The sequence below is a fragment of the Aminobacter niigataensis genome, assembly GCF_946995915.1.
Classification (GTDB): Bacteria; Pseudomonadota; Alphaproteobacteria; order Rhizobiales; family Rhizobiaceae; genus Aminobacter; species Aminobacter niigataensis.
The window spans coordinates 4,259,437-4,278,665 of the sequence record NZ_OX341517.1 but is presented as its reverse complement, the minus strand read 5'-3'; the positions used below and the strand labels follow the sequence as shown (position 1 = coordinate 4,278,665).

The following is a 19,229-nucleotide window of genomic DNA, read 5'->3' as shown; positions in this document are numbered from 1 at the left end:
GAAGCGCCTGCCGCCTGCGGGGCTGTCCCGCAGGCGCTTCGTCCTCTTGCTATAGAACCAGAACCGACCGGCCGCAGGACACGCCGTGGACGCGGATATCGGCCTCGCCCACCTTGACGCCCAACAGCGCAAGGACGTTGAAAACCAGGCCGTCGACGGGGGCCGTGACGCCCGACAACAGGTTGGCGACGGCTGTCTTGACCGCGGCATCGGAGGGCAGAAGTATGCCGATCCCCAGGCCCAACAGCCTCACATCGACGCTGAGGTTCAGGTTCTTGATCAGCGAACTGGTCAGTGACTGAGTGAGATTGCTTGAAGACACCGACTTGATGGTGCGGTCGTCGATGTCGTTCTTGTTGAAGGTGAGCGTCTTTGGCGTGGTGTTGCCGATGTCGACATTCGCGCTGCCGCTGACCTCGACCTTGATCAGCCCGACTGCGTTGACGTTCACGAGCTCCGCCGGGTGGACGGTTGGTTCTTTTGTAAAGACACGGAGATCGGCCGGGTTGATCTGGCCGAGCCAGACTTCGGCGATGCCGGGTTTGGCCGCCACGGTGACGACCGCGCTGGCCGGCTTTCCGGTCGGACAGGATACACCCTTGAGCTGGCCCTCGGCGTAGGCGAGCTCGACATAGACGGGCAGCTTGATCGAGGCGCCGAGGACGCCGCCAAGCAATCCGCCGGCGCCGCCGACCGTGGCTTCGATCTGCAGGCGCGTCTGGGCGGTCCGGACGATCTTGCCCGCTTCGCCGATCGCAAACCAGGTGCCGCCTTGCGGTGGCTCGCCGATTGCCAGATCCAGTTTGACCGCCAGCAGGCCGGGAACGCCGACGCCGAGATTGGCCGCCACCTGGTTCTTGCCGTTGGCGATTGCCGCGGCGGCACCGATCAGTTCCATCAGGCCGACATTGGCATCGAACGCCGACGCGCCGTGACCCAGGGCCAGCTTGCCGACCTGGCCGAGGTCGATGTAGTGCGACAGCGGCACCTTCAGCGATCCGGGCAGCTTGGCGCCGAGCAGCTTGGCAAGTGCCACGTCGGCATCCTTGTCCTTGGTCGTGGTCGCCAGCGCTGACACGATCTGGCCGACGGTCGCTTCGGCTTTCAGCACGTCATTGTAGGTGCCGGCGCTCACCTTGAGTTCGGTTGCCAGGGCATCGATGAACTGCAATGCGTTCACATCCGTGGCCAGCAGGGCGTTGTAGTCCATCGCCGCCAGCGACAGGTTGGTCCCCAAAAGTCCGCCCAACAGCGGATTGAGCAGGGCGCTTTGCTGCGTATTCACGCTAACAAGGCGGGAACCGATCGAAAAGGCCGCTTCCGCGGGAGCGCTGGCGACCGCGGTGGTGACGATGTTGCGTTGGCCGGTGACCAGATTGGCAAAGAAGGTGGTGCCATCCTTGCGGTAGGTTACGCGCACCGCATTGTGGGGCGTCGCATCGACGACGAACCGTTTGCCTGCCTCGACCATCGCGTCCGGCGTGTATCGGCCCTTCTCGACCCGGACTTCCTTGTAGCCGACCCCTGTCGGCTGGATGTCGAAAGTGCCGGCCAGGGAAACGCCGCCCTGGCGGTTGTTGGCGAAAACCTTGAGCACCGCTGCGTCGGCCTTGGCGATGTTGGCCGCGGCATAGATGGCGGCCAGATCGGTGATCGACTGCGCTTCGCGGCGCTCGACATAGAGTGAGCCTTCGTCGACGGCGAATGCGGCCGCTGCGATGCCGATCGGCAGGCTCAGGGCGAACATCGTGGCAAAGTTGCCCTTGTTCGACTGACGGAAGCTGCGAAGCTTCTGCAGTATGATGTTCGTGCGCATTCAGATGCCCCCCACCCGAATTGTCGAAGAACGAGAGATGGTCTTTTCCGGTAGCGGCAGCATCGGCAGCAAGTTCCAGATCGGAAGGTGGCCTGCGTCGTAGCGCAACGAGACGACGAACTGCTCGCTGTCCTTGTCGCTGTCCTTGACCTCGACGACGAGCTTTTTCCTGTCGATGAACACGTAACCGTCCGCGTTGAGATCGATGTACCGTTGCGCAAGCGTCTTGCGCTCGTTCTCGTCAAGACCCGCAATTGCGGTGCGGGCTGCGTCGGCTGCCATCTGCTGGACGGAATGCAGTGCGCCGAAATAGATGCCGTAGGCGATCATCCCGAACACCAAGAGGATGAAGACCGGGGCGACGATTGCAAATTCAATTGCCGAAGTGCCGGATTGGTCTTGTATGATGGTCTGTCGATCAGGTGGCCGGGTGCGCGCCAGGATCTTGTCCTGCCTGCTCTTCAAGCCGATCAACTCGGTGAAGGGCTTGGAGCCTTCTGCTCCCAGCTTGCGGCGCTGGCGAGAGGGACTCGGCTTCATGCGTCTTTGAGAAGCTTGAATTGCACGAGAATATTGTTTGTATGCAAAGTAATTATGATATTCCATATGCCACCTGTTTGGCGATAGCCAAGATCTTTTCTTCTCACGCTGTGGAGAAGGTCAAGATCAGCAGCAGAATGGCCGTAGAAGATTATCGATTTGCTAATGTGATGGTTCAGAGTGGATGATGACCAAGAAACAATCTATCGCTATCTAACAATCCGCATAAAATCTTCTGCAATCTTTGCGCGAATAAAGTTGTGATATTAGGTTGTGTCGAAGGAGGTGGAAGTTGACGCGCTGCGTCGACAAGCAAAAGATGGCACGCAAGAGCGGTGCCTGTATCGATGCAGGAGGCGCAAGGTGACTTACTTGCAATGATCGGCCCGCAGCAGCAACGGGAGGGCGTCCGGTTGTAGAGCGCATGAGCCAGCGCCGGAGCGCCGCCAAAGCCTAATGGATTGAGATGTCGGGATTTTTCTGGTCGGAGTGGCAGGATTTGAACCTGCGACCCCATCGTCCCGAACGATGTGCGCTACCAGGCTGCGCTACACTCCGTGACCAGTCGGCGGGCTTATAGCCGCCGCTTCTGCTTCCTGCAAGCGCCAAAGGATTGGCTGGCGTAATTTTTCGCAAGCGAGTTATCTTATTGAGCTTTTTTGGCTTTGTTCCTGTGCCGCAGGTGAGGACAGTGCTCCAATCTTGCGATAAACCGTTCGGAAAACAATCGGTTCGTAAATCTTGCGAATGCCCGGAGTGACGTTGTGAACATCAAGCCAGTCGGCCACGTGGCGCCCAATACGTTCGAATTCGAGACGCGCGCGCTGGTAAAACCGACGGGTTTCCGCGAATACGACGCGCGCTGGTGGTTCGGGCATCCAAGTTCGCCCAAGGAGCCGGAACTCAACCTGATAGGCGTGCAGGCGCTCGGCATGGGTATCGGCACGTTGATTCGTCGCTTGGGCGCAGGCCCCGACATCGTCACCGGCCATGACTTCCGCTCCTATTCGATGGCCATCAAGCTGGCGCTGGTTTCCGGGATGATGGCAGCGGGCGCACGGGTCAAGGACATCGGGCTGGCGCTTTCGCCCATGGCTTATTTCGCCCAGTTCGCGCTCGACACTCCTTCCGTCGCGATGGTGACCGCCTCCCACAACGAAAACGGCTGGACGGGCGTGAAGATGGGCGCGCAGCGGCCGCTGACCTTTGGGCCAGACGAAATGACGGCGCTCAAGGAAATCGTGCTCAACGGCGAGTTCGAGCTGGTCGGTGGCGGCTCCTACGAATTCGTCTCGGATTTCCGCAGGACCTATCTCGACGATCTCGTCGCCGGAAAACGGATCACCCGCAAGCTCCGGGTCGTTGCCGCCTGCGGCAATGGCACTGCGGGCGCATTTGCACCCGAAGCACTGGAACGGATCGGCTGCGAGGTCATTCCGCTCGACGTCGAGCTGGATCATACTTTCCCGCGCTACAATCCCAACCCCGAGGACATGCAGATGCTGCATGCCATCCGCGACAAGGTTCTGGAGACCGGCGCCGACGTCGGGCTGGGCTTTGATGGCGATGGCGACCGCTGCGGCGTCGTCGACAACGAAGGCAACGAGATTTTCGCCGACAAGGTCGGCGTGATGCTCGCGCGCGATATCTCGGCGCTGTATCCGAATTCCACCTTCGTCGTCGATGTGAAGTCGACCGGCCTGTTCAACACCGACAAGGTGCTGGCTGCCAATGGCGCCAGGACGGACTACTGGAAGACCGGCCATTCCTATCTCAAGCGCCGGGTTGCCGAGTTGGGCGCTATCGCCGGCTTCGAGAAATCAGGCCATTTCTTCTTCAATCCGCCGATCGGCCGTGGCTATGACGACGGCATCGTCACCGCAATTGCCGTGTGCCAGATGCTCGACCGCAACCCCGGCAAGTCGATGGCCGATCTCTACCGGGCGCTGCCGCTGACCTATGGCACGCCGACCATGTCGCCGCATTGCGATGACGAGCTGAAATACGGCGTCGTCGACAAGGTCGTCGCCGATTTCGAGGCGATGCAGCGTAATGGCGAAATTTTCGCGGGCCAGAAGATCATCGACCTGATCACCGTCAACGGCGTGCGCGTGGTGGCCGAGGATGGCACCTGGGGGCTGGTTCGCGCTTCCTCCAACAAGCCGGAATTGGTCGTGGTGGTGGAAAGCCCGGTATCGTCCGAAAGGCGGCGTGAGATGTTTGAGGGCGTCGACGCCGTTTTACGGCGCAATCCGTCTGTCGGCGCCTACAACCAGACATTCTGAGGAGTGGGCATGGCTGAGAGAATCGTCAGTTTTGTCATGAGCGGCGGCGTCGGCTCCAGGCTCTGGCCGCTGTCGCGCGAGGACAACCCCAAGCAGTTCCACGACCTGTCGGGCGACGGCTCGATGCTGGTCAAGACGCTGAAGCGGCTCGCCGCGCGCGATGTGGGCGAAACGCCGATCTATCTGATCGCGTCCGAGCGCCATGCCGCGCGCGTGCGTGCCGACCTTGCCGCAATCGACCTTTCCGGCGGCGGGGCGATCTTCGAGCCGACCGGACGCAACACGGCAGCCGCCGTGGCAATCGCAACACTGCAGACGCTCAAGGACTACGGCGACGGCATCGTATTGGTCGTTCCGTCGGACCACGAGATTTCGACGCAACGCCAGTTCTGGGACACCGTCGAGCACGGCGTGCCGGCTGCATCGGCCGGCCGCATGGTCGTTTTCGGCATTCGCCCGACTGCGCCAGAGACGGGCTATGGCTATATCGAGGCCGGCGTGGAAGCCGGTGGCATTTCCGACGTCACCCGCTTCGTCGAGAAGCCGGACCTCAAGACCGCCGAGGCCTATCTCGCAGCCGGCAACTTCTTCTGGAATGCCGGTATTTTCCTGTTCAAGGCGAGCGCCATGCGCGATGCCTTCCTCAAGCACCAGCCCGAAATCTGGCAGAAGGCAGAGGCGGCGTTCAAGTCAGCTACGATCGACCTATCAGGCGTCTACATGCCGCTGGATCTGTATCAGGACATACCGTCCAACTCGATCGACTACGCCATCATGGAGCGCGTCAGCGGCATCGCCATGGTGCCTGCGAGCTTCCGCTGGAACGATCTCGGCTCATGGCAATCGCTGCTCGATGTCAGCCCCTCCGACAAGGACGGCAACGTCATCGTCGGCGACGTCGTCGCCATCGACTGCGAGAATTCCTACCTGCGCGGCGAGGGGCGGCTGCTCTCAGCCATCGGCCTCAAGGACGTCGCCATCGTCTCGACGTCGGACGCAACCTTCGTCGCGCCTGTCAGCCACAGCCAGAACGTCAAGAAGATCGTCGAGCAGCTTGAAAAGAGCGGGCGGCTGGAGACCAAGTTCACGCCGGCGCATGGCCGGGTGCTCTCCAATGGCGCCTGGCGCCGGCGGGTGCAGCACTGGCTGATGGAGGAGACGCTGCCGCTGTGGTCTACGGCGGGGGTGGATGAGCAGTTCGGCGGTTTTCACGAGGCCCTGGGCTTCGACGCAAGGCCGCTGGCGAAACCGAAGCGCATGCGCACCATGGCGCGCCAGGTCTATGCCTTTGCAGTTGCCAAGCAGCGTGGCTGGGACGGCAGGGCCGATGCGCTGATCGACCATGGCATACGCTTCATGGCCGACAAGGGCCGCACCGACCGCGGCGGCTGGGTTCGTGCGCTCAACCCCGATGGCAGTGTCGTCGATCCGGTAGAGGATGCCTACGACCACGCCTGCGTGCTACTGGCGCTGGCGCACGCCCATCGCTCGGGCAACGCCGAAGCGCTGAGCCTGGCCACCGAAACATTCGCTTTCCTCGACAAGCACCTCGAGGACGAGCGCATGACGGGCTTCATGGAAAGCCCCGATGGGGAGGGTGTCCGGCGCTCGAACCCGCATATGCACCTGCTTGAGGCTTTTCTAGCCTGGCACGCGGTGACGGGCGACCGTGTCTATCTGCGCCGGGCTGCCCGCATCATCGACCTGTTCCGCAGCCACTTCTTCGAGTTGGACAGCTGGACGCTCGGCGAGTTCTTCGACCGCGACTGGCATCCTGCCGCTGGCGAAAAAGGCCAGTGGACCGAACCCGGTCATCATTTCGAATGGGCCTCGCTGCTGGTCGACTTTGCCGACAAGAGCGGCCAGAAGGACCTGGTTGCCTTCGGGCGCAAGCTTTACGCCTCGGCGGTCGCTAACGGGCTCAACCGCGCCACCGGATTGGCCTATGGCGCGGTCTCCCGCCAGGGCCTGCCCCTGGACCGCGTCTCGCGCAGCTGGCCGCAGACCGAAGCCATCAAGGCCGCGGTGGCGCTCGACGGCACGGGCGGTCCCGACCTCAAGCCGGAGATCGAGGCGCGCGTCGGCCGCCTATTTCGCTGGCATATAGACCCCGCGCCGCAAGGCTTGTGGATCGACCAGATCGACGAGCACGGCCGTTCGCTGGCCAAGGAGGTGCCGGCGAGCATCTTCTACCACCTGGTGACGGCGCTGACGCAATATCTCGACAAGACCGAGGACGTCGTCCACTGAGACGCCTTACAAAAAGCCGGCCAATTGGCCGGCTTTTTGTTTGTTGGGCGTTGGCCGAGATCAGTAGGGGCTCGCGACGTCGCCGGTCTCGACATAGACCGATTTGAGCTGGGAATAGTGCTGGAGCGCGGCGAGCGAATTCTCGCGTCCGATGCCAGATTGCCTGGCGCCGCCGAAGGGAATTTCGACCGGCGTCAAATTGTAGGCGTTGATCCAGCAGGTGCCGGCCTTGAGTTCGCCGATGACGCGGTGGCCACGCGTGATGTCCTTTGTGAACACGCCGGCTGCGAGGCCGAACTCGGTGTCGTTGGCGCGCGCGATTGCCTCTTCCTCGCTGTCGAAGGACAGCACGCTCATGACCGGGCCGAAGATTTCTTCGCGGGCGATGCGCATGTTATCGGTGACGCCGCTGAACACGGCCGGCTCGACGAAGAAGCCGCCCTCGAAGCCCTGGAGCGAAGGCGTGCCGCCGCCGCAGCGCAGTTCGGCACCCTCGCTTTTGCCGATGGCGATGTAGTCCAAAACCTTGTCTTGCTGGGCCTTGCTGACCAGCGGGCCCATCTGGGTTTCGGGATCGAGCGGATCGCCGATACGGATCGCCTTGGTGCGCTCGACCAGGCGTTCGACGAAACGGTCGTGCAGGCCTTTCTGGACAAAGACGCGGGTGCCGTTGGAGCAGACCTGGCCGGTCGAATAGAAATTACCCAGCATGGCGCCGCCGATGGCGTTTTCGAGGTCGGCGTCGTCGAAGACGATGATCGGCGACTTGCCGCCGAGTTCCATCGTGGCGTGCTTCATGTGCGAGCCGGCGAGCGCCAGCACTTTCTTGCCCGTGGGCACCGAGCCGGTGAGCGAAATCTTGTCAACGACAGGATGCGCGGCGAGGGCAGCGCCGACGTCGCCATAGCCCTGGACCACGTTGAACAGCCCGTCGGGCAGGCCGGCCTCGGTGTAGATTTCGGCCAGCGCAAGAGCGGAAAGGGGCGTGTTCTCGGAGGGTTTGAACACCATGGCGTTGCCCATGGCCAGCGCAGGCGCCGACTTCCATCCAGCGATCTGGATGGGGTAGTTCCAGGCGCCGATGCCGACGCAGACGCCGAGCGCTTCGCGCTTGGTGTAGGCGAAGGGGCCGCCGAGATCGACATAGTCGCCGTTGAAGGCGGCGATCGCGCCGGCGAAGAATTCGAGGCAGTCAGCGGCGGATGCTGCGTCGGCGACAAGCGTCTCCTGGATCGCCTTGCCGGTGTCGAGCGTCTCCAGCCGCGACAGTTCCTCGTTGCGGGCGCGCAGGATGTCAGAGGCGCGGCGCAGGATGCGGCCGCGCTCGACAGGCTTCAGCCGCGCCCACGCCGGCTGGGCCTCGCGTGCGGCCTCGACGGCCAGCTCCACGACGTTGGCTGTGGCCGAGTGCAGCGAGGCGACCGCTTCGCCGGTGGCCGGATAGATGACCGGGATCGATGCCCCACGCTCGTCGTCGATATAGCGGCCGTTGACATAATGCGAGGCTTTGGGCTGGGCGCGCATGCGTTTGCTCCAGTTGTATTTTCAGTGTCTGGCCTGTTGGCCGGATGATGCTCTATCTGTCCGAGACCTGCCAGCGCGGATTGATCCATGGCTCCTGGTTCGACGGCGCAAGCGGCGTACGGCCTAGGATGTGGTCGGCGGCCTTCTCGCCCGTCATGATCGACGGGCCGTTAAGGTTGCCGTTGGTCACGCGCGGGAAGATCGAGGAGTCGGCGACGCGCAGCCCCTCGACGCCGATCACCCGGCATTCGGGGTCGACCACGCTCGTGGGGTCGTCGGCGCGGCCCATGCGGCAGGTGCCGCAGGGGTGGTAGGCGCTTTCCGAATGCTCGCGGATGAAGGCGTCGAGTTCGTCGTCGGTCTGAACCTGGCTGCCCGGCGAAATCTCATTGCCGCGGAATGGATCGAAGGCCGATTGCGCGAAAATCTCGCGGGTGAGGCGGATGCAGTGCCGGAAGTCCTCCCAGTCGTCGGGATGCGACATGTAGTTGAAGCGGATCTCCGGCTTGGCCCACGGGTCGCTCGAGCGCAGGGTGATCGCGCCGCGCGACTTCGAGCGCATCGGCCCGACATGCGCCTGGAAGCCGTGAGACTTGGCAGCTGCCTTGCCGTCGTAGCGCACGGCTGCCGGAAGGAAGTGGAACTGGATGTCGGGATAGTCGACACCGGCTTTCGAGCGCACGAAGGCCGCCGCCTCGAAATGGTTGGTGGCGCCAAGCCCGGTCTTGAACAGCAGCCATTCTGCCCCGATCAGCGCCTTGGAAAACGGGTTGAAGACCGAATGCAGGGTGATCGGCTGGGTCGCTTCCTGCTGGATGTAGAGCTCCATGTGGTCCTGAAGATTCTGGCCGACGCCACGCCGGTCGGCCACGACGGATATGCCGTGTTGCTTCAGGTGCTCGGCGGGGCCGATGCCCGACAGCATCAGCAGTTTCGGCGAATTGATCGAGGACGCAGCGACGATCACCTCACGCCGCGCCTTGACGACCTGGACCTTCCTGCGCGCTTCGATCTCGACGCCGACGGCGCGTTGATTCTCGATCACCACGCGCCGGGCGAAGCCATTGACGACACGGACATTTCCGCGTTTCAGCGCCGGACGCAGATAGGCGTTGGCGACCGACCAGCGGCGCCCGCCATGGATGGTCTGCTCCATGGCCCCGAAGCCTTCCTGCTTGGAGCCATTGTAGTCGTCGGTGAGCTCGAAGCCGGCCTGCTGGCCTGCTTCGACGAAGGCCTGATAGAGCGGGTTCCTGCGCGGGCCACGCTGCACGTTGAGCGGACCCGAAGTGCCGCGCCAGCCGTCCTCGCCGCCGTTCGAATGCTCCATGCGCTTGAAGTAGGGCAGCACGTCGGCATAGCCCCAGCCGGACGCACCCTGTTCGGCCCAGTGGTCGAAGTCGCGGGCGTGGCCGCGAACGTAGACCATGCCGTTGATCGAAGAAGAGCCGCCGAGCACCTTGCCTCGCGGGGTCGCCAGCGTGCGCCCGCCGAGATGCAGCTCAGGTTCGCTGGAATAGCCCCAGTCGTAGCGGCTCATGTTGAGGGGGATCGACAGCGCGGACGGCATCTGGATCAGGGGGCCGAAGTCGGTGCCGCCATACTCGATGACGATCACCGAGTGCTTGCCGTCCTCCGACAGGCGATAGGCCATGGCCGAGCCGGCGGAGCCGGAGCCGACGATTACGAAATCTGCTTCAAGCATTGTTCACATGAACCATGAAATCGGCGAGCGAGACGTTGCCGCCGGTTGCGACGACGAGCACGGTCTTGCCGGCTACGTCGACCTTTCCTCCCAGAAGTGCCGCCAGCGACGAGGCGCCCGAGGGCTCGAGCACGAGCTTCAGGCGCTCGAACGCTACCTTCATCGCACTGCGGACGGCTGCGTCCTCGACAGTCAGTCCGCGCACATTGGTCGTCGTGACCGCGGCATAAGGTGCTTCGCCCGGCTTGCGTGCCATCAGGCCGTCGCAGATCGATTTCGGACCCAGCGGCATGGTTTCGATCGCGCCATGGGCGAGCGACGAGCCCATGCCGTTGAAGCCTTCCGGTTCCACCGCGAACACCTGTGTTGATGGCGACAGGTAGTGGAAGGCGAGCGAGACGCCGCCAATGAGTCCACCGCCGCCGACCGGGCAGAGCACGATGTCGGCCGCAACACGTTTCGCCGCCAGTTGGTCGAGCGCTTCGAGCCCGGCACCGGCCTGGCCGGCGACGATTTCGGGGTCGTCGAAGGGATGGAGCAAGGCGAGGCCCTCGGTGTCCGAGATTTCGCGCGCCTTGGCGGCGGCGACTTCTTCGCGGGCGCGGTCGCCATGGTCGGTCAGCACCACGCGGGCGCCGTAACCCTTGGTCGCCTCGCGCTTGGCTGCAGGCACATCGATCGGCATGACGATGGTGACGGGAATGCCGAGCGCCTGGCCGGCGGCGGCAAGGCCCTGGGCGAAGTTGCCGGACGAATAGGCAACCACGCCGCGCCGCGCCTCGTCAGCTGTGAGCTGCTTGAGCCGCCAGTAGGCGCCGCGCGCCTTGAACGAGCCTGCCCATTGCAGCGACTCCGCCTTGACGAAGACGCGCGCCGCGCCGGTCTGGCGGGCCAGCGCAGCGGATTCGAGCAGGGGCGTCAGCTGCGTCGCACGCGATGTTTCGGCATAGGCCTGGCGGAGCCTGTCCAGGGTGGGGACTGTTGTCGTCATCATTCGCCTCTCGGGAAACGCTTGCTCTCTTCGAGCACGTTCAGGTCCATGTGGTTGCGCATGTAGCGCTCGGATGCTTTCTGCAGCGGCTGGAAATCCCACGGATAGTAGGCGCCGTTGCGCAGCGCGGGATAGATCACCCAGCGGCGCGCCTGGCTTTCGCGCACGGCTGCATCGAAAGAGGCCATGTCCCAGCGAGCGTGGACCTTGGCCACGAAGTCGGCCACCAGATCAGCATGAGCAGGGTCTGCGGCGAGGTTGTCGAGCTCCTGCGGATCCGATTCCAGATCAAACAGTTGCGGCGGGTCGATCTCGCAATGGACGAACTTGAAACGGCCGTCGCGGATGGCGACCAGCGGGCAATAGGAACCCTCGGCGGCATATTCCATGAGCACGGGGGCGGTTCGCTGTTCGCCGCGCATCAGCGGCAGAAGCGACTGTCCGTCGCTCCAGGGCATGATGGCCGAAAGGTCGATGCCGACGAGGTCGCACAGCGTCGGCAGCACATCGAGATTGGAGGTCGGCGCCTCGATCAGTCCGGCGGGCAGGCCCATGCCTGATATCATCAGCGGCACGCGCGCCGAGCCCTCGTAGAAGCACATCTTGAACCACAGGCCGCGCTCGCCTAGCATGTCGCCGTGGTCGGAGCAGAACAGGATGACCGTGTCATCGAGCATGCGCGTGCGCTCGAGCACCGACAGCAATTCGCCGACCTTGTCGTCGATGTAGGAGATGTTGGCGAAGTAGCCGCGGCGCGAGCGGCGCACCTGCTCGAGCGTGATGTCGAAGCTGGCATAGTCGCTGGCGAGATAGAGGCGCTGCGAATGCGGGTCCTGTTGCTCGGTCGGGATGAAGCCGACCTCGGGATCGAGGGCAGGGCTATCCTCGTAGAGGTCCCAATATTGGCGCCGCGCGACATAGGGGTCGTGCGGGTGAGTGAACGAGACGGTGAGGCACCACGGGCGACGCTCGGCCTGATCAGAGGTGCGGGCGAAGTCGTAGAGCTTCTGGGTCGCTAGGAAAGCGACCTCGTCGTCATACTCCATCTGGTTGGTGATCTCGGCCGTGCCGGCGCCGGTGACCGAGCCGAGATTGTGATACCACCAGTCGATGCGCTCACCCGGCTTGCGGTAGTCCGGCGTCCAGCCGAAATCGGCGGGATAGATGTCGGTCGTCAGGCGCTCCTCGAAGCCGTGCAACTGGTCCGGGCCGACGAAATGCATCTTGCCTGACAGCACGGTGTGGTAGCCGGCGGCACGCAGGTGGTGGGCGAAGGTCGGGATGGAGGAAGTGAATTCGGCAGCGTTGTCGTAGACCCCGGTGCGGGATGGCAACTGTCCACTCATGAAGGCGGCACGGCCGGGCGCGCAGAGCGGCGAGGCGGTGTAGTTGTTTTTGAAGCGCGCCGACCGCGCCGCCAGCGCCTTGAGATGCGGGGCGTGCAGGAAGTCGGCGGGGCCGTCGGGGAAGAACGTTCCGGCCAGCTGGTCGACCATGACGATGACGATGTTTGGCTTGCTGGTCATCGTGCGCGGGCCGCCTGCGACAGCTTGGTTTCCAGATAGTCCTCGACCAGCGCGATCGCCGAAGCGGCATTGGGGATGCCGTCGCGCAGGGCCCGGCGAATGTAGAGCCCGTCGATCATCGCTGCTGTCGCCTCGGCGACGTGCTCGGCGTCCGCGCGTGGTAGCAGGCGCGCAAGGCCGCTCATCAGGTTCGAATGAAGGCGATGGGCGTAGATCCGCAGCAGGCGGCGCAGACCCGGCGACTTCTGCGCCTCGACGTAGAAGGCAAGCCAGGCGGCGATGGTTGCGGCGCGGAACTGCTTGTCGGAGAAATTGACCGAGATGACGGCCGACACGCGTGCACGCGGGGTCTCGGCAACGCGCAGTGCCGCGGTGGTGTCGGTCAGCAACTCGGACAGGAGATGCCGCATGGTGGCGGCGAGCAGGTCTTCCTTGGCGCCGAAATAGTGGTGGGCGAGGGCGGAAGACACGCCGGCGCGGCCCGCGATCTCCGACATGGTCACATCAAGGCTGCCGCGCTCGCCGATCGCCGAGATCGTCGCGTCGATCAGCGCCCTGCGGCGCAGCGGCTCCATTCCGACCTTGGGCATACAAGCTCCTCCAGCGGCCAAGCTATTTTTTATTGACGCATCAATCAATAAAAAACACGGCGCATTTCGTCTCGAATGCGCCATTGAAAGCTGATGAAAACTGTTCATATTTGAACGGAATTGAAGGGCGTTGGAATCGCCCGGCAAATGGCGCAACATAGAACTGGCGATGGAGACGAAGATGACCGCATGCATCGTGGGCTGGGCGCATTCGCGCTTCGGCAAGCTGGAAGGCGAGACGCTGGAAAGCCTGATTACGCAGGTTGCCACCGAGGCGCTGGCGCATGCCGGCGTCGGGCCTGACGACGTCGACGAGATCGTGCTTGGCCACTTCAACGCCGGCTTTTCCGCCCAGGATTTCACCGCGAGCCTTGTGCTGCAGGCCGACGACCGCCTGCGCTTCAAGCCGGCGACGCGCGTCGAGAATGCCTGCGCCACGGGTTCGGCAGCGGTGCGCCAGGGCATCCGCGCGGTGAACGCCGGCCAGCGCATCGTGCTTGTGGTCGGCGCCGAGCAGATGACCACGACGCCTGGACCCGAAATCGGCAAGAACCTGCTGCGCGCCTCCTATCTGCCCGAAGACGGCGACACCCCGGCCGGTTTTGCCGGTGTGTTCGGCAAGATCGCCCACGCCTATTTCCAGCGCTACGGCGACCAGTCGGACGCGCTGGCGATGATCGCCGCCAAGAACCACAAGAACGGCGTCGACAATCCTTATGCCCAGTTGCGCAAGGATTTCGGCTTCGACTTCTGTCGCCAGGAGAGCGAGAAGAACCCGTTCGTCGCTGGACCGTTGAAGCGTACCGACTGTTCGCTGGTTTCGGACGGGGCTGCAGCCCTGGTGCTGACGGACAGCACGACTGCGCTGAAGATGCGCCGGGCGATCGCCTTCCGCGCCAACGAGCATGTGCAGGACTTCCTGCCGATGTCGAAGCGCGACATCCTGCAGTTCGAAGGCTGCGAGGTGGCGTGGAACAAGGCGCTGAAGTCGGCCGGCATTTCGCTCGACGACCTCTCCTTCGTCGAGACGCATGACTGCTTCACCATCGCCGAGCTGATCGAATACGAGGCCATGGGCCTGGCACCGCGCGGCGAGGGCGCCCGCATCGCCATGGAAGGCATCACCGCCAAGGACGGCCGCCTGCCGGTCAATCCCTCCGGCGGTCTCAAGTCGAAGGGCCATCCGATCGGCGCAACCGGTGTCTCGATGCATGTGTTGACCGCCATGCAGCTTGCGGGCGAGGCTGGCGGCATCCAGGTCAAGGACGCCAAGCTCGGCGGTATCTTCAACATGGGCGGTGCCGCGGTCGCCAACTACGTGTCGATCCTGGACCGCATCAGATGAGGCATTCCGCCGTTGTTATCGGCGGTGCGTCGGGCGTCGGCCTTGCAGTGGCCGAACGTCTGATATCGGACGGATGGCCGGTGGCGGTGATCGATGACGACGGCGGCGCGCTCGAGGCGGCCGAGGACCAGATCGACAACGACGAGGTCGTGTTCATCGAATGCGACCCGACCGACGAGGATGACATCGCCGAGGCGTTCGACCAGGTTGTGGACCGGCTTGGTCTTATCGGCGGGCTTGTCTCGATGGCGAGTTTCGCCCGCAGTGCCGCCATCGAGGACACCAGCGCCGAGATGTTGCGGGAAGCGCTCGACGTCAACCTCGTTGCCCCCTTCATCGCCGCGCGGGCAGCGCTGGAGCGGATGGGCGCCTCGCTGTCCATCGTCAGCATCGGGACCGTGGCGGGCCTTCGGGCCCATCATGGGCAATTGGCCGTCGCCGCGTCGCAGGCAGGGCTCAAGCTCATGTCGGAAGTGCTGGCGCTGGAGTATGCCGGCCGGGGCGTGCGCGTGAATGCCATCGCCGCCGGGCCTGCGGACGTGGATGCTGCAAGCAATGGCGGCATCGCAGCCCATCATGTGCCGCAAGGCCGTGGTGCTGAGCCGGATGAAATTGCCGCCGCCGCTGCTTTCCTGCTTTCGCCGGAAGCCAGCTACATCAATGGTCACACGCTCGCGGTGGATGGCGGATTTCTCGCCGGTGGGTTATCGGGGAACAGATCATGACGCTTGGCTGATCGCTGGCGAAATGACCCAACCTCGATCTCGCAAGCGCATGAAGGCACGCACACAATGACAAATCCGGTCCTGGTCGAGGTGCTGCGCGGCGACCTCGTTGAAAGCGTACATCGCGGCGCGGTCGTCGTTGTCGATGCCGATGGCACGCAGAAGCTTGCCTTGGGCGACGTCACGCAGCCAGTGTTTCCACGCTCGGCGGTCAAGGCCATCCAGGCGCTGCCCTTCGTCGAGAGTGGTGCTGCCGATGCCTACGGCTTTGGCGATCGCGAACTGGCACTTGCCTGTGCGTCGCATTCGGGCGAGCCGGCTCATGCCGAACTGGCCAATGCGATGCTGGCCAAGGCGGGTCTCGGGCCGGATGCGCTGGAGTGCGGCGCGCACTGGCCTTCGAACCATGCGGCCACGATTGCACTTGCGCGCAGCGGGACGTCGCCGAGCGCGTTGCACAACAATTGTTCGGGCAAGCACTCGGCTTTCGTCTGTACCTGCCGTCACCTCGGCATGGCCCATCTCGGCTATGTCAGGCCGGAACATCGCTTCCAGCAGATGATCCGCGAGACGATGGAAGCTGTCACCGGTGCACCCCATAACGAAACGAACCGCGGAACCGACGGCTGCTCCATCCCGACCTTTGCCGTGCCGTTGCATAATCTCGCACTGGGTTTTGCGCGCATGGTCAGTGGCAATGGCCTCGGCACGGAAAGGGCCAAGGCCGCGCAGCGGCTGATGTCGGCATGCATGGCGGAACCTTTCCAGGTCGCTGGAACCGACAGGGCTGATACGGAGTTGATGCAAGCTGCACCAGGACGGATATTCGTCAAGGTCGGCGCCGAAGGCGTTTTTTGCGCGGCCTTGCCGGAACTTGGGCTCGGCATTGCGCTTAAATGCGACGACGGCGCGGGCAGGGCTGCCGAGGTTATGATCGCGGCGGTCCTATCAAAGCTTTTGGCTGGAGACGAGGCCTTGTCCGGGACACTGGACAAGGCGGCGAGGCCTGTGCTGAAGAACTGGAACGGAATCGAAGTTGCATCGCTTCGACCGACTTCCGCGGTCGCCTGAAAGCATAGGTAGTCGGTCAGTTTGGCTGGCTTGTTATCGGAGCTATGAACACCTAGGTTTATTTCATGAGCAGAGCTTTCACCCGCGAAGACGACAGCGAAAACGTCATTGCCGATATCGGCGAGCGGCCGGTCAGTTCGTCCCGGAATCTCGTGACCGAACAAGGGCTGGCCCATATCGAGGCCCAACTCGCGAGCCTGCGCGAGGATCTGGCAAAGGCGGAGGCCGATGCCGACCGGGAGCGGATCGCGACGGTGTCGCGCGACCTGCGCTATTGGCAATCCCGCCGGGAAACGGCCGAAGTGTCGGTTCCTGAGCCTGACAGTACGGTTGTCCGCTTCGGGATGAAGGTTGTCGTCGAAGATGACAATGGCAAACGCAACGTCTGGGAGATCGTCGGTGAAGACGAAGCCGATGCAGCCAAGGGCCGCATCTCGCATTCCTCGCCTATGGCGATAGCGCTGTTCGGCAAATCCGTTGGCGATGTCGCTTTGGTCAACGGGCATGAGTGGGAAATCGTCGAGTTCGCCAGCTAGGCTTCGATTGGAGCCGTGTGGTCGCGGAAGAACGCGGCCGCACCTGTCTCGTCGATCTCGCCGGCGGCGACCATCAATACGAATTGAATGATGTCTTCTTGCGCTGCTTCGACGCTCAATCCGTTGAAATATAGAAACAAATCCGCTGCTGCAAAGGCAGTTCGTTTGTTGCCGTCGACGAATGGGTGGTTCTTGGCGATGCCAAACAAATAAGCGGCTGCCAGGTCACAGAGGTTTGGCTCGCCATACGCTTGCTTCTGAAGCGGCCGTGCAAGGGCCGATTCCAGCATATCCTCGGATCGTACGCCTTGAGCGCCTCCGTGCAGCTTCAGTTGCTCGGCGTGTAGCGCCTCGACGAACTGACGCGAATGGAACTCAATCATTTGGCGAGGGCGCGATACGCGACCTCATATTTCTTCATCCGCTCGCGCGCGATCTTCATCTTGCGTTCGAACTCTTCCGGATCATCCTCAGCCGGCCGAAGCCGCAACTCGTTGCCATCCTCGGTGAGGACGAGCGTGTCACCCGCGCGCAGATTATGCCGCTCGAGCACTTCCTTCGGCAGGATCACGCCTTCCGAGTTTCCGATCTTGCGAACAGTCACGTTCATGGCTGCGTCTCCATGTTATAACTTATGTATAACATGCGCGCCGATGCGATCCAAGCCATTGTCGCACCGTAGCGCCGCCACTATACCTGTGGTCTGACTGCTGATGCGGTCGTGAAAGAGCATTGCCGGAGAGACAGCCCATGGCGCAGGACGACAGCATTTTCATTGGTGCCAGCCGCAAGCCCGACGACAGTTATCAGCGGCCCGAAGATCTGTTGCTGAAGTACGGCAACCGCCATGGCCTAGTTACCGGTGCCACAGGTACCGGCAAGACGGTAACACTGCAGATTCTCGCCGAAGGCTTTTCGAACGCCGGTGTTCCGGTGTTCTGCGCCGACATCAAGGGCGACCTGTCGGGCATCGCCATGATGGGCGAGGCCAAGGATTTTCTTACGGCCCGTGCCGAGGCGATCAAGCTCGACCCGTATGATTTCCAGGAATTCCCCGTCATCTTCTGGGATCTGTTTGGAGAACAGGGCCATCCAATCCGCGCGACCATATCGGAGATGGGACCGCTGCTGCTGTCGCGGCTGATGAACCTCAGCGAAGCGCAAGAGGGGGTGCTCAACATCGCCTTCCGCATCGCCGACGAAGAAGGGATGCTGCTCCTCGATATGAAGGACTTGCAGTCATTGCTCGCCAACGTCGCCGAGCGGGCCGACGAGATCGGCGCGCGCTATGGCAATGTCACCAAACCGTCGGTCGGCGCCATCCAGCGGTCGCTGTTGGTCCTGGAGCAGCAGGGCGGCAACAACTTCTTCGGCGAACCCGCACTGAAGATTGCCGATATCATGCGCACGACGCGTGATGGTCGCGGCGCGATCAACGTGCTGGCCGCCGACAAGCTGATGATGAACCCGCGGCTCTACGCGACGTTCCTGCTCTGGCTGCTGTCGGAGCTGTTCGAGGTGCTGCCGGAAGTCGGCGACCCGGACAAGCCCAAGCTGGTCTTCTTCTTTGACGAGGCGCATCTTCTGTTCGACGAGGCGCCGAAGATCGTCGTCGACCGGGTCGAGCAGGTCGTGCGCCTGATCCGCTCCAAGGGCGTTGGTGTCTATTTTGTCACCCAGAACCCGCTCGACGTGCCCGAAACCGTTCTGGCGCAGCTCGGCAACCGCGTGCAGCATGCGCTGCGCGCTTACACGCCGCGGGAGCAGAAGGCGGTGAAGACGGCGGCCGACACTTTCCGCCCCAACCCTGACTTCGATTGTGCCAAGGCTATCACCCAGCTCGGAACCGGCGAGGCGCTGGTCTCGACGCTCGAAGCCAAGGGCGTTCCGTCGATGGTGCAGCGGACGCTGATACGCCCGCCGGCCTCGCGGCTTGGCCCGATCACGTCGCAGGAACGCCAGAAGCTGATCAGCGAGAGCCCGGTCGCCGGGCAGTACGACCAGACGGTTGACCGTGAATCGGCGTTCGAAATGCTGCAGAAGAAGGCGCTCGAGGCACAGAAGGCGCAAGAACAGGCCCAGCAGGCGAATACCGGTGGCGGTGGTGGTGGTTGGACCATCCCGGGCTTTGGTAACGACGCTCCGCCGGCTTCGGGCGGCCGCAACACGGGCAGCGCGCCGAGGCCGCGGACCTCAAACCGGCAGACGGTGACCGAAGCGGCACTGAAGTCGGTCGTGCGCTCTGTTGGTTCGTCTGTCGGCCGTGCGCTGGTGCGCGGAATTCTCGGAAGCCTGAAGAAGGGCTTCTGACCCGAGAAGCCAATA

At 63.2% G+C, this 19,229-nt stretch carries 16 protein-coding genes and 1 tRNA gene; 7 read left to right on the top strand and 10 right to left on the bottom strand.

What is annotated here, in order from left to right; translation table 11 throughout:
- Window positions 1–49: 49 nt before the first annotated feature.
- The 3 genes from O1Y97_RS20895 to O1Y97_RS20885 all read right to left on the bottom strand — a co-directional run bounded on the left by O1Y97_RS20895 (window position 50) and on the right by O1Y97_RS20885 (window position 2,914).
- Window positions 50–1,816: a TadG family pilus assembly protein gene (locus O1Y97_RS20895; protein ID WP_318762239.1), complete on the bottom strand. Its 1,767-nt coding sequence runs from the start codon at window positions 1,814–1,816 to the stop codon at window positions 50–52.
- On the bottom strand, window positions 1,817–2,422 hold the full coding sequence (locus tag O1Y97_RS20890; protein ID WP_318762238.1) for a TadE/TadG family type IV pilus assembly protein: 606 nt from the start codon (window positions 2,420–2,422) through the stop codon (window positions 1,817–1,819). It lies immediately after the preceding gene.
- 415 nt (window positions 2,423–2,837) lie between these two features.
- Window positions 2,838–2,914, bottom strand: a tRNA-Pro gene (locus tag O1Y97_RS20885).
- A gap of 206 nt (window positions 2,915–3,120) precedes the next feature.
- On the opposite strand from O1Y97_RS20885, the gene O1Y97_RS20880 reads away from it, so the two are divergent.
- Together O1Y97_RS20880 and O1Y97_RS20875 are read left to right on the top strand one after the other, a co-directional pair.
- Window positions 3,121–4,641, top strand: a complete 1,521-nt coding sequence (locus tag O1Y97_RS20880) for a phosphomannomutase/phosphoglucomutase (RefSeq protein WP_318762237.1) — start codon at window positions 3,121–3,123, stop codon at window positions 4,639–4,641.
- A 9-nt stretch (window positions 4,642–4,650) separates the two neighbouring features.
- Window positions 4,651–6,891, top strand: a complete 2,241-nt coding sequence (locus O1Y97_RS20875) for a mannose-1-phosphate guanylyltransferase/mannose-6-phosphate isomerase (RefSeq protein WP_318762236.1) — start codon at window positions 4,651–4,653, stop codon at window positions 6,889–6,891.
- A 60-nt stretch (window positions 6,892–6,951) separates the two neighbouring features.
- Here O1Y97_RS20875 and betB read toward each other — a convergent pair whose 3' ends face one another.
- From betB to betI, 5 genes are read right to left on the bottom strand one after another with little or no spacing between them, the layout of a single operon-like run.
- Complete coding sequence (gene betB, locus O1Y97_RS20870; protein WP_318762235.1) at window positions 6,952–8,415, bottom strand: betaine-aldehyde dehydrogenase; 1,464 nt, start codon at window positions 8,413–8,415, stop codon at window positions 6,952–6,954.
- Window positions 8,416–8,467: 52 nt separating this feature from the next.
- Window positions 8,468–10,120 carry a choline dehydrogenase gene (betA, locus tag O1Y97_RS20865; protein WP_108608855.1) on the bottom strand — a complete coding sequence of 551 codons (1,653 nt, stop codon included), beginning with the start codon at window positions 10,118–10,120 and terminating at the stop codon, window positions 8,468–8,470.
- Window positions 10,113–11,114 carry a threonine/serine dehydratase gene (locus tag O1Y97_RS20860; protein ID WP_318762234.1) on the bottom strand — a complete coding sequence of 334 codons (1,002 nt, stop codon included), beginning with the start codon at window positions 11,112–11,114 and terminating at the stop codon, window positions 10,113–10,115. The genes betA and O1Y97_RS20860 overlap by 8 nt, the downstream gene beginning before the upstream one ends.
- Window positions 11,111–12,637, bottom strand: a complete 1,527-nt coding sequence (gene betC, locus O1Y97_RS20855) for a choline-sulfatase (RefSeq protein WP_318762233.1) — start codon at window positions 12,635–12,637, stop codon at window positions 11,111–11,113. The genes O1Y97_RS20860 and betC overlap by 4 nt, the downstream gene beginning before the upstream one ends.
- Window positions 12,634–13,227: a transcriptional regulator BetI gene (gene betI / locus O1Y97_RS20850; protein ID WP_108608852.1), complete on the bottom strand. Its 594-nt coding sequence runs from the start codon at window positions 13,225–13,227 to the stop codon at window positions 12,634–12,636. Before betI ends, betC begins: the two co-directional genes overlap by 4 nt.
- 181 nt (window positions 13,228–13,408) lie before the next feature.
- Here betI and O1Y97_RS20845 point away from each other — a divergent pair, with 181 nt between their 5' ends.
- The 4 genes from O1Y97_RS20845 (at window position 13,409) to O1Y97_RS20830 (ending at window position 16,904) form a co-directional block, all read left to right on the top strand.
- A complete protein-coding gene (locus O1Y97_RS20845; RefSeq protein ID WP_318762232.1) occupies window positions 13,409–14,572 on the top strand; it encodes an acetyl-CoA acetyltransferase in 1,164 nt (387 codons plus the stop codon).
- Window positions 14,569–15,297: an SDR family NAD(P)-dependent oxidoreductase gene (locus tag O1Y97_RS20840; RefSeq protein WP_318762231.1), complete on the top strand. Its 729-nt coding sequence runs from the start codon at window positions 14,569–14,571 to the stop codon at window positions 15,295–15,297. Before O1Y97_RS20845 ends, O1Y97_RS20840 begins: the two co-directional genes overlap by 4 nt.
- 66 nt (window positions 15,298–15,363) lie before the next feature.
- Window positions 15,364–16,368 carry an asparaginase gene (locus O1Y97_RS20835; RefSeq protein ID WP_318762229.1) on the top strand — a complete coding sequence of 335 codons (1,005 nt, stop codon included), beginning with the start codon at window positions 15,364–15,366 and terminating at the stop codon, window positions 16,366–16,368.
- Between the two features lie 65 nt (window positions 16,369–16,433).
- On the top strand, window positions 16,434–16,904 hold the full coding sequence (locus tag O1Y97_RS20830; RefSeq protein ID WP_318762228.1) for a GreA/GreB family elongation factor: 471 nt from the start codon (window positions 16,434–16,436) through the stop codon (window positions 16,902–16,904).
- Here O1Y97_RS20830 and O1Y97_RS20825 read toward each other — a convergent pair.
- Both O1Y97_RS20825 and O1Y97_RS20820 read right to left on the bottom strand, forming a co-directional pair.
- Window positions 16,901–17,287, bottom strand: a complete 387-nt coding sequence (locus O1Y97_RS20825) for a type II toxin-antitoxin system death-on-curing family toxin (protein WP_318762227.1) — start codon at window positions 17,285–17,287, stop codon at window positions 16,901–16,903. The two genes, O1Y97_RS20830 and O1Y97_RS20825, sit on opposite strands and share 4 nt — an antisense overlap.
- Window positions 17,284–17,514: an AbrB/MazE/SpoVT family DNA-binding domain-containing protein gene (locus O1Y97_RS20820; RefSeq protein WP_108608848.1), complete on the bottom strand. Its 231-nt coding sequence runs from the start codon at window positions 17,512–17,514 to the stop codon at window positions 17,284–17,286. The genes O1Y97_RS20825 and O1Y97_RS20820 overlap by 4 nt, the downstream gene beginning before the upstream one ends.
- 140 nt (window positions 17,515–17,654) lie before the next feature.
- Between O1Y97_RS20820 and O1Y97_RS20815 the strand changes: the two genes are divergently transcribed.
- Window positions 17,655–19,214, top strand: a complete 1,560-nt coding sequence (locus O1Y97_RS20815) for a helicase HerA-like C-terminal domain-containing protein (RefSeq protein WP_318762226.1) — start codon at window positions 17,655–17,657, stop codon at window positions 19,212–19,214.
- The last annotated feature ends 15 nt before the right edge of the window (window positions 19,215–19,229 follow it).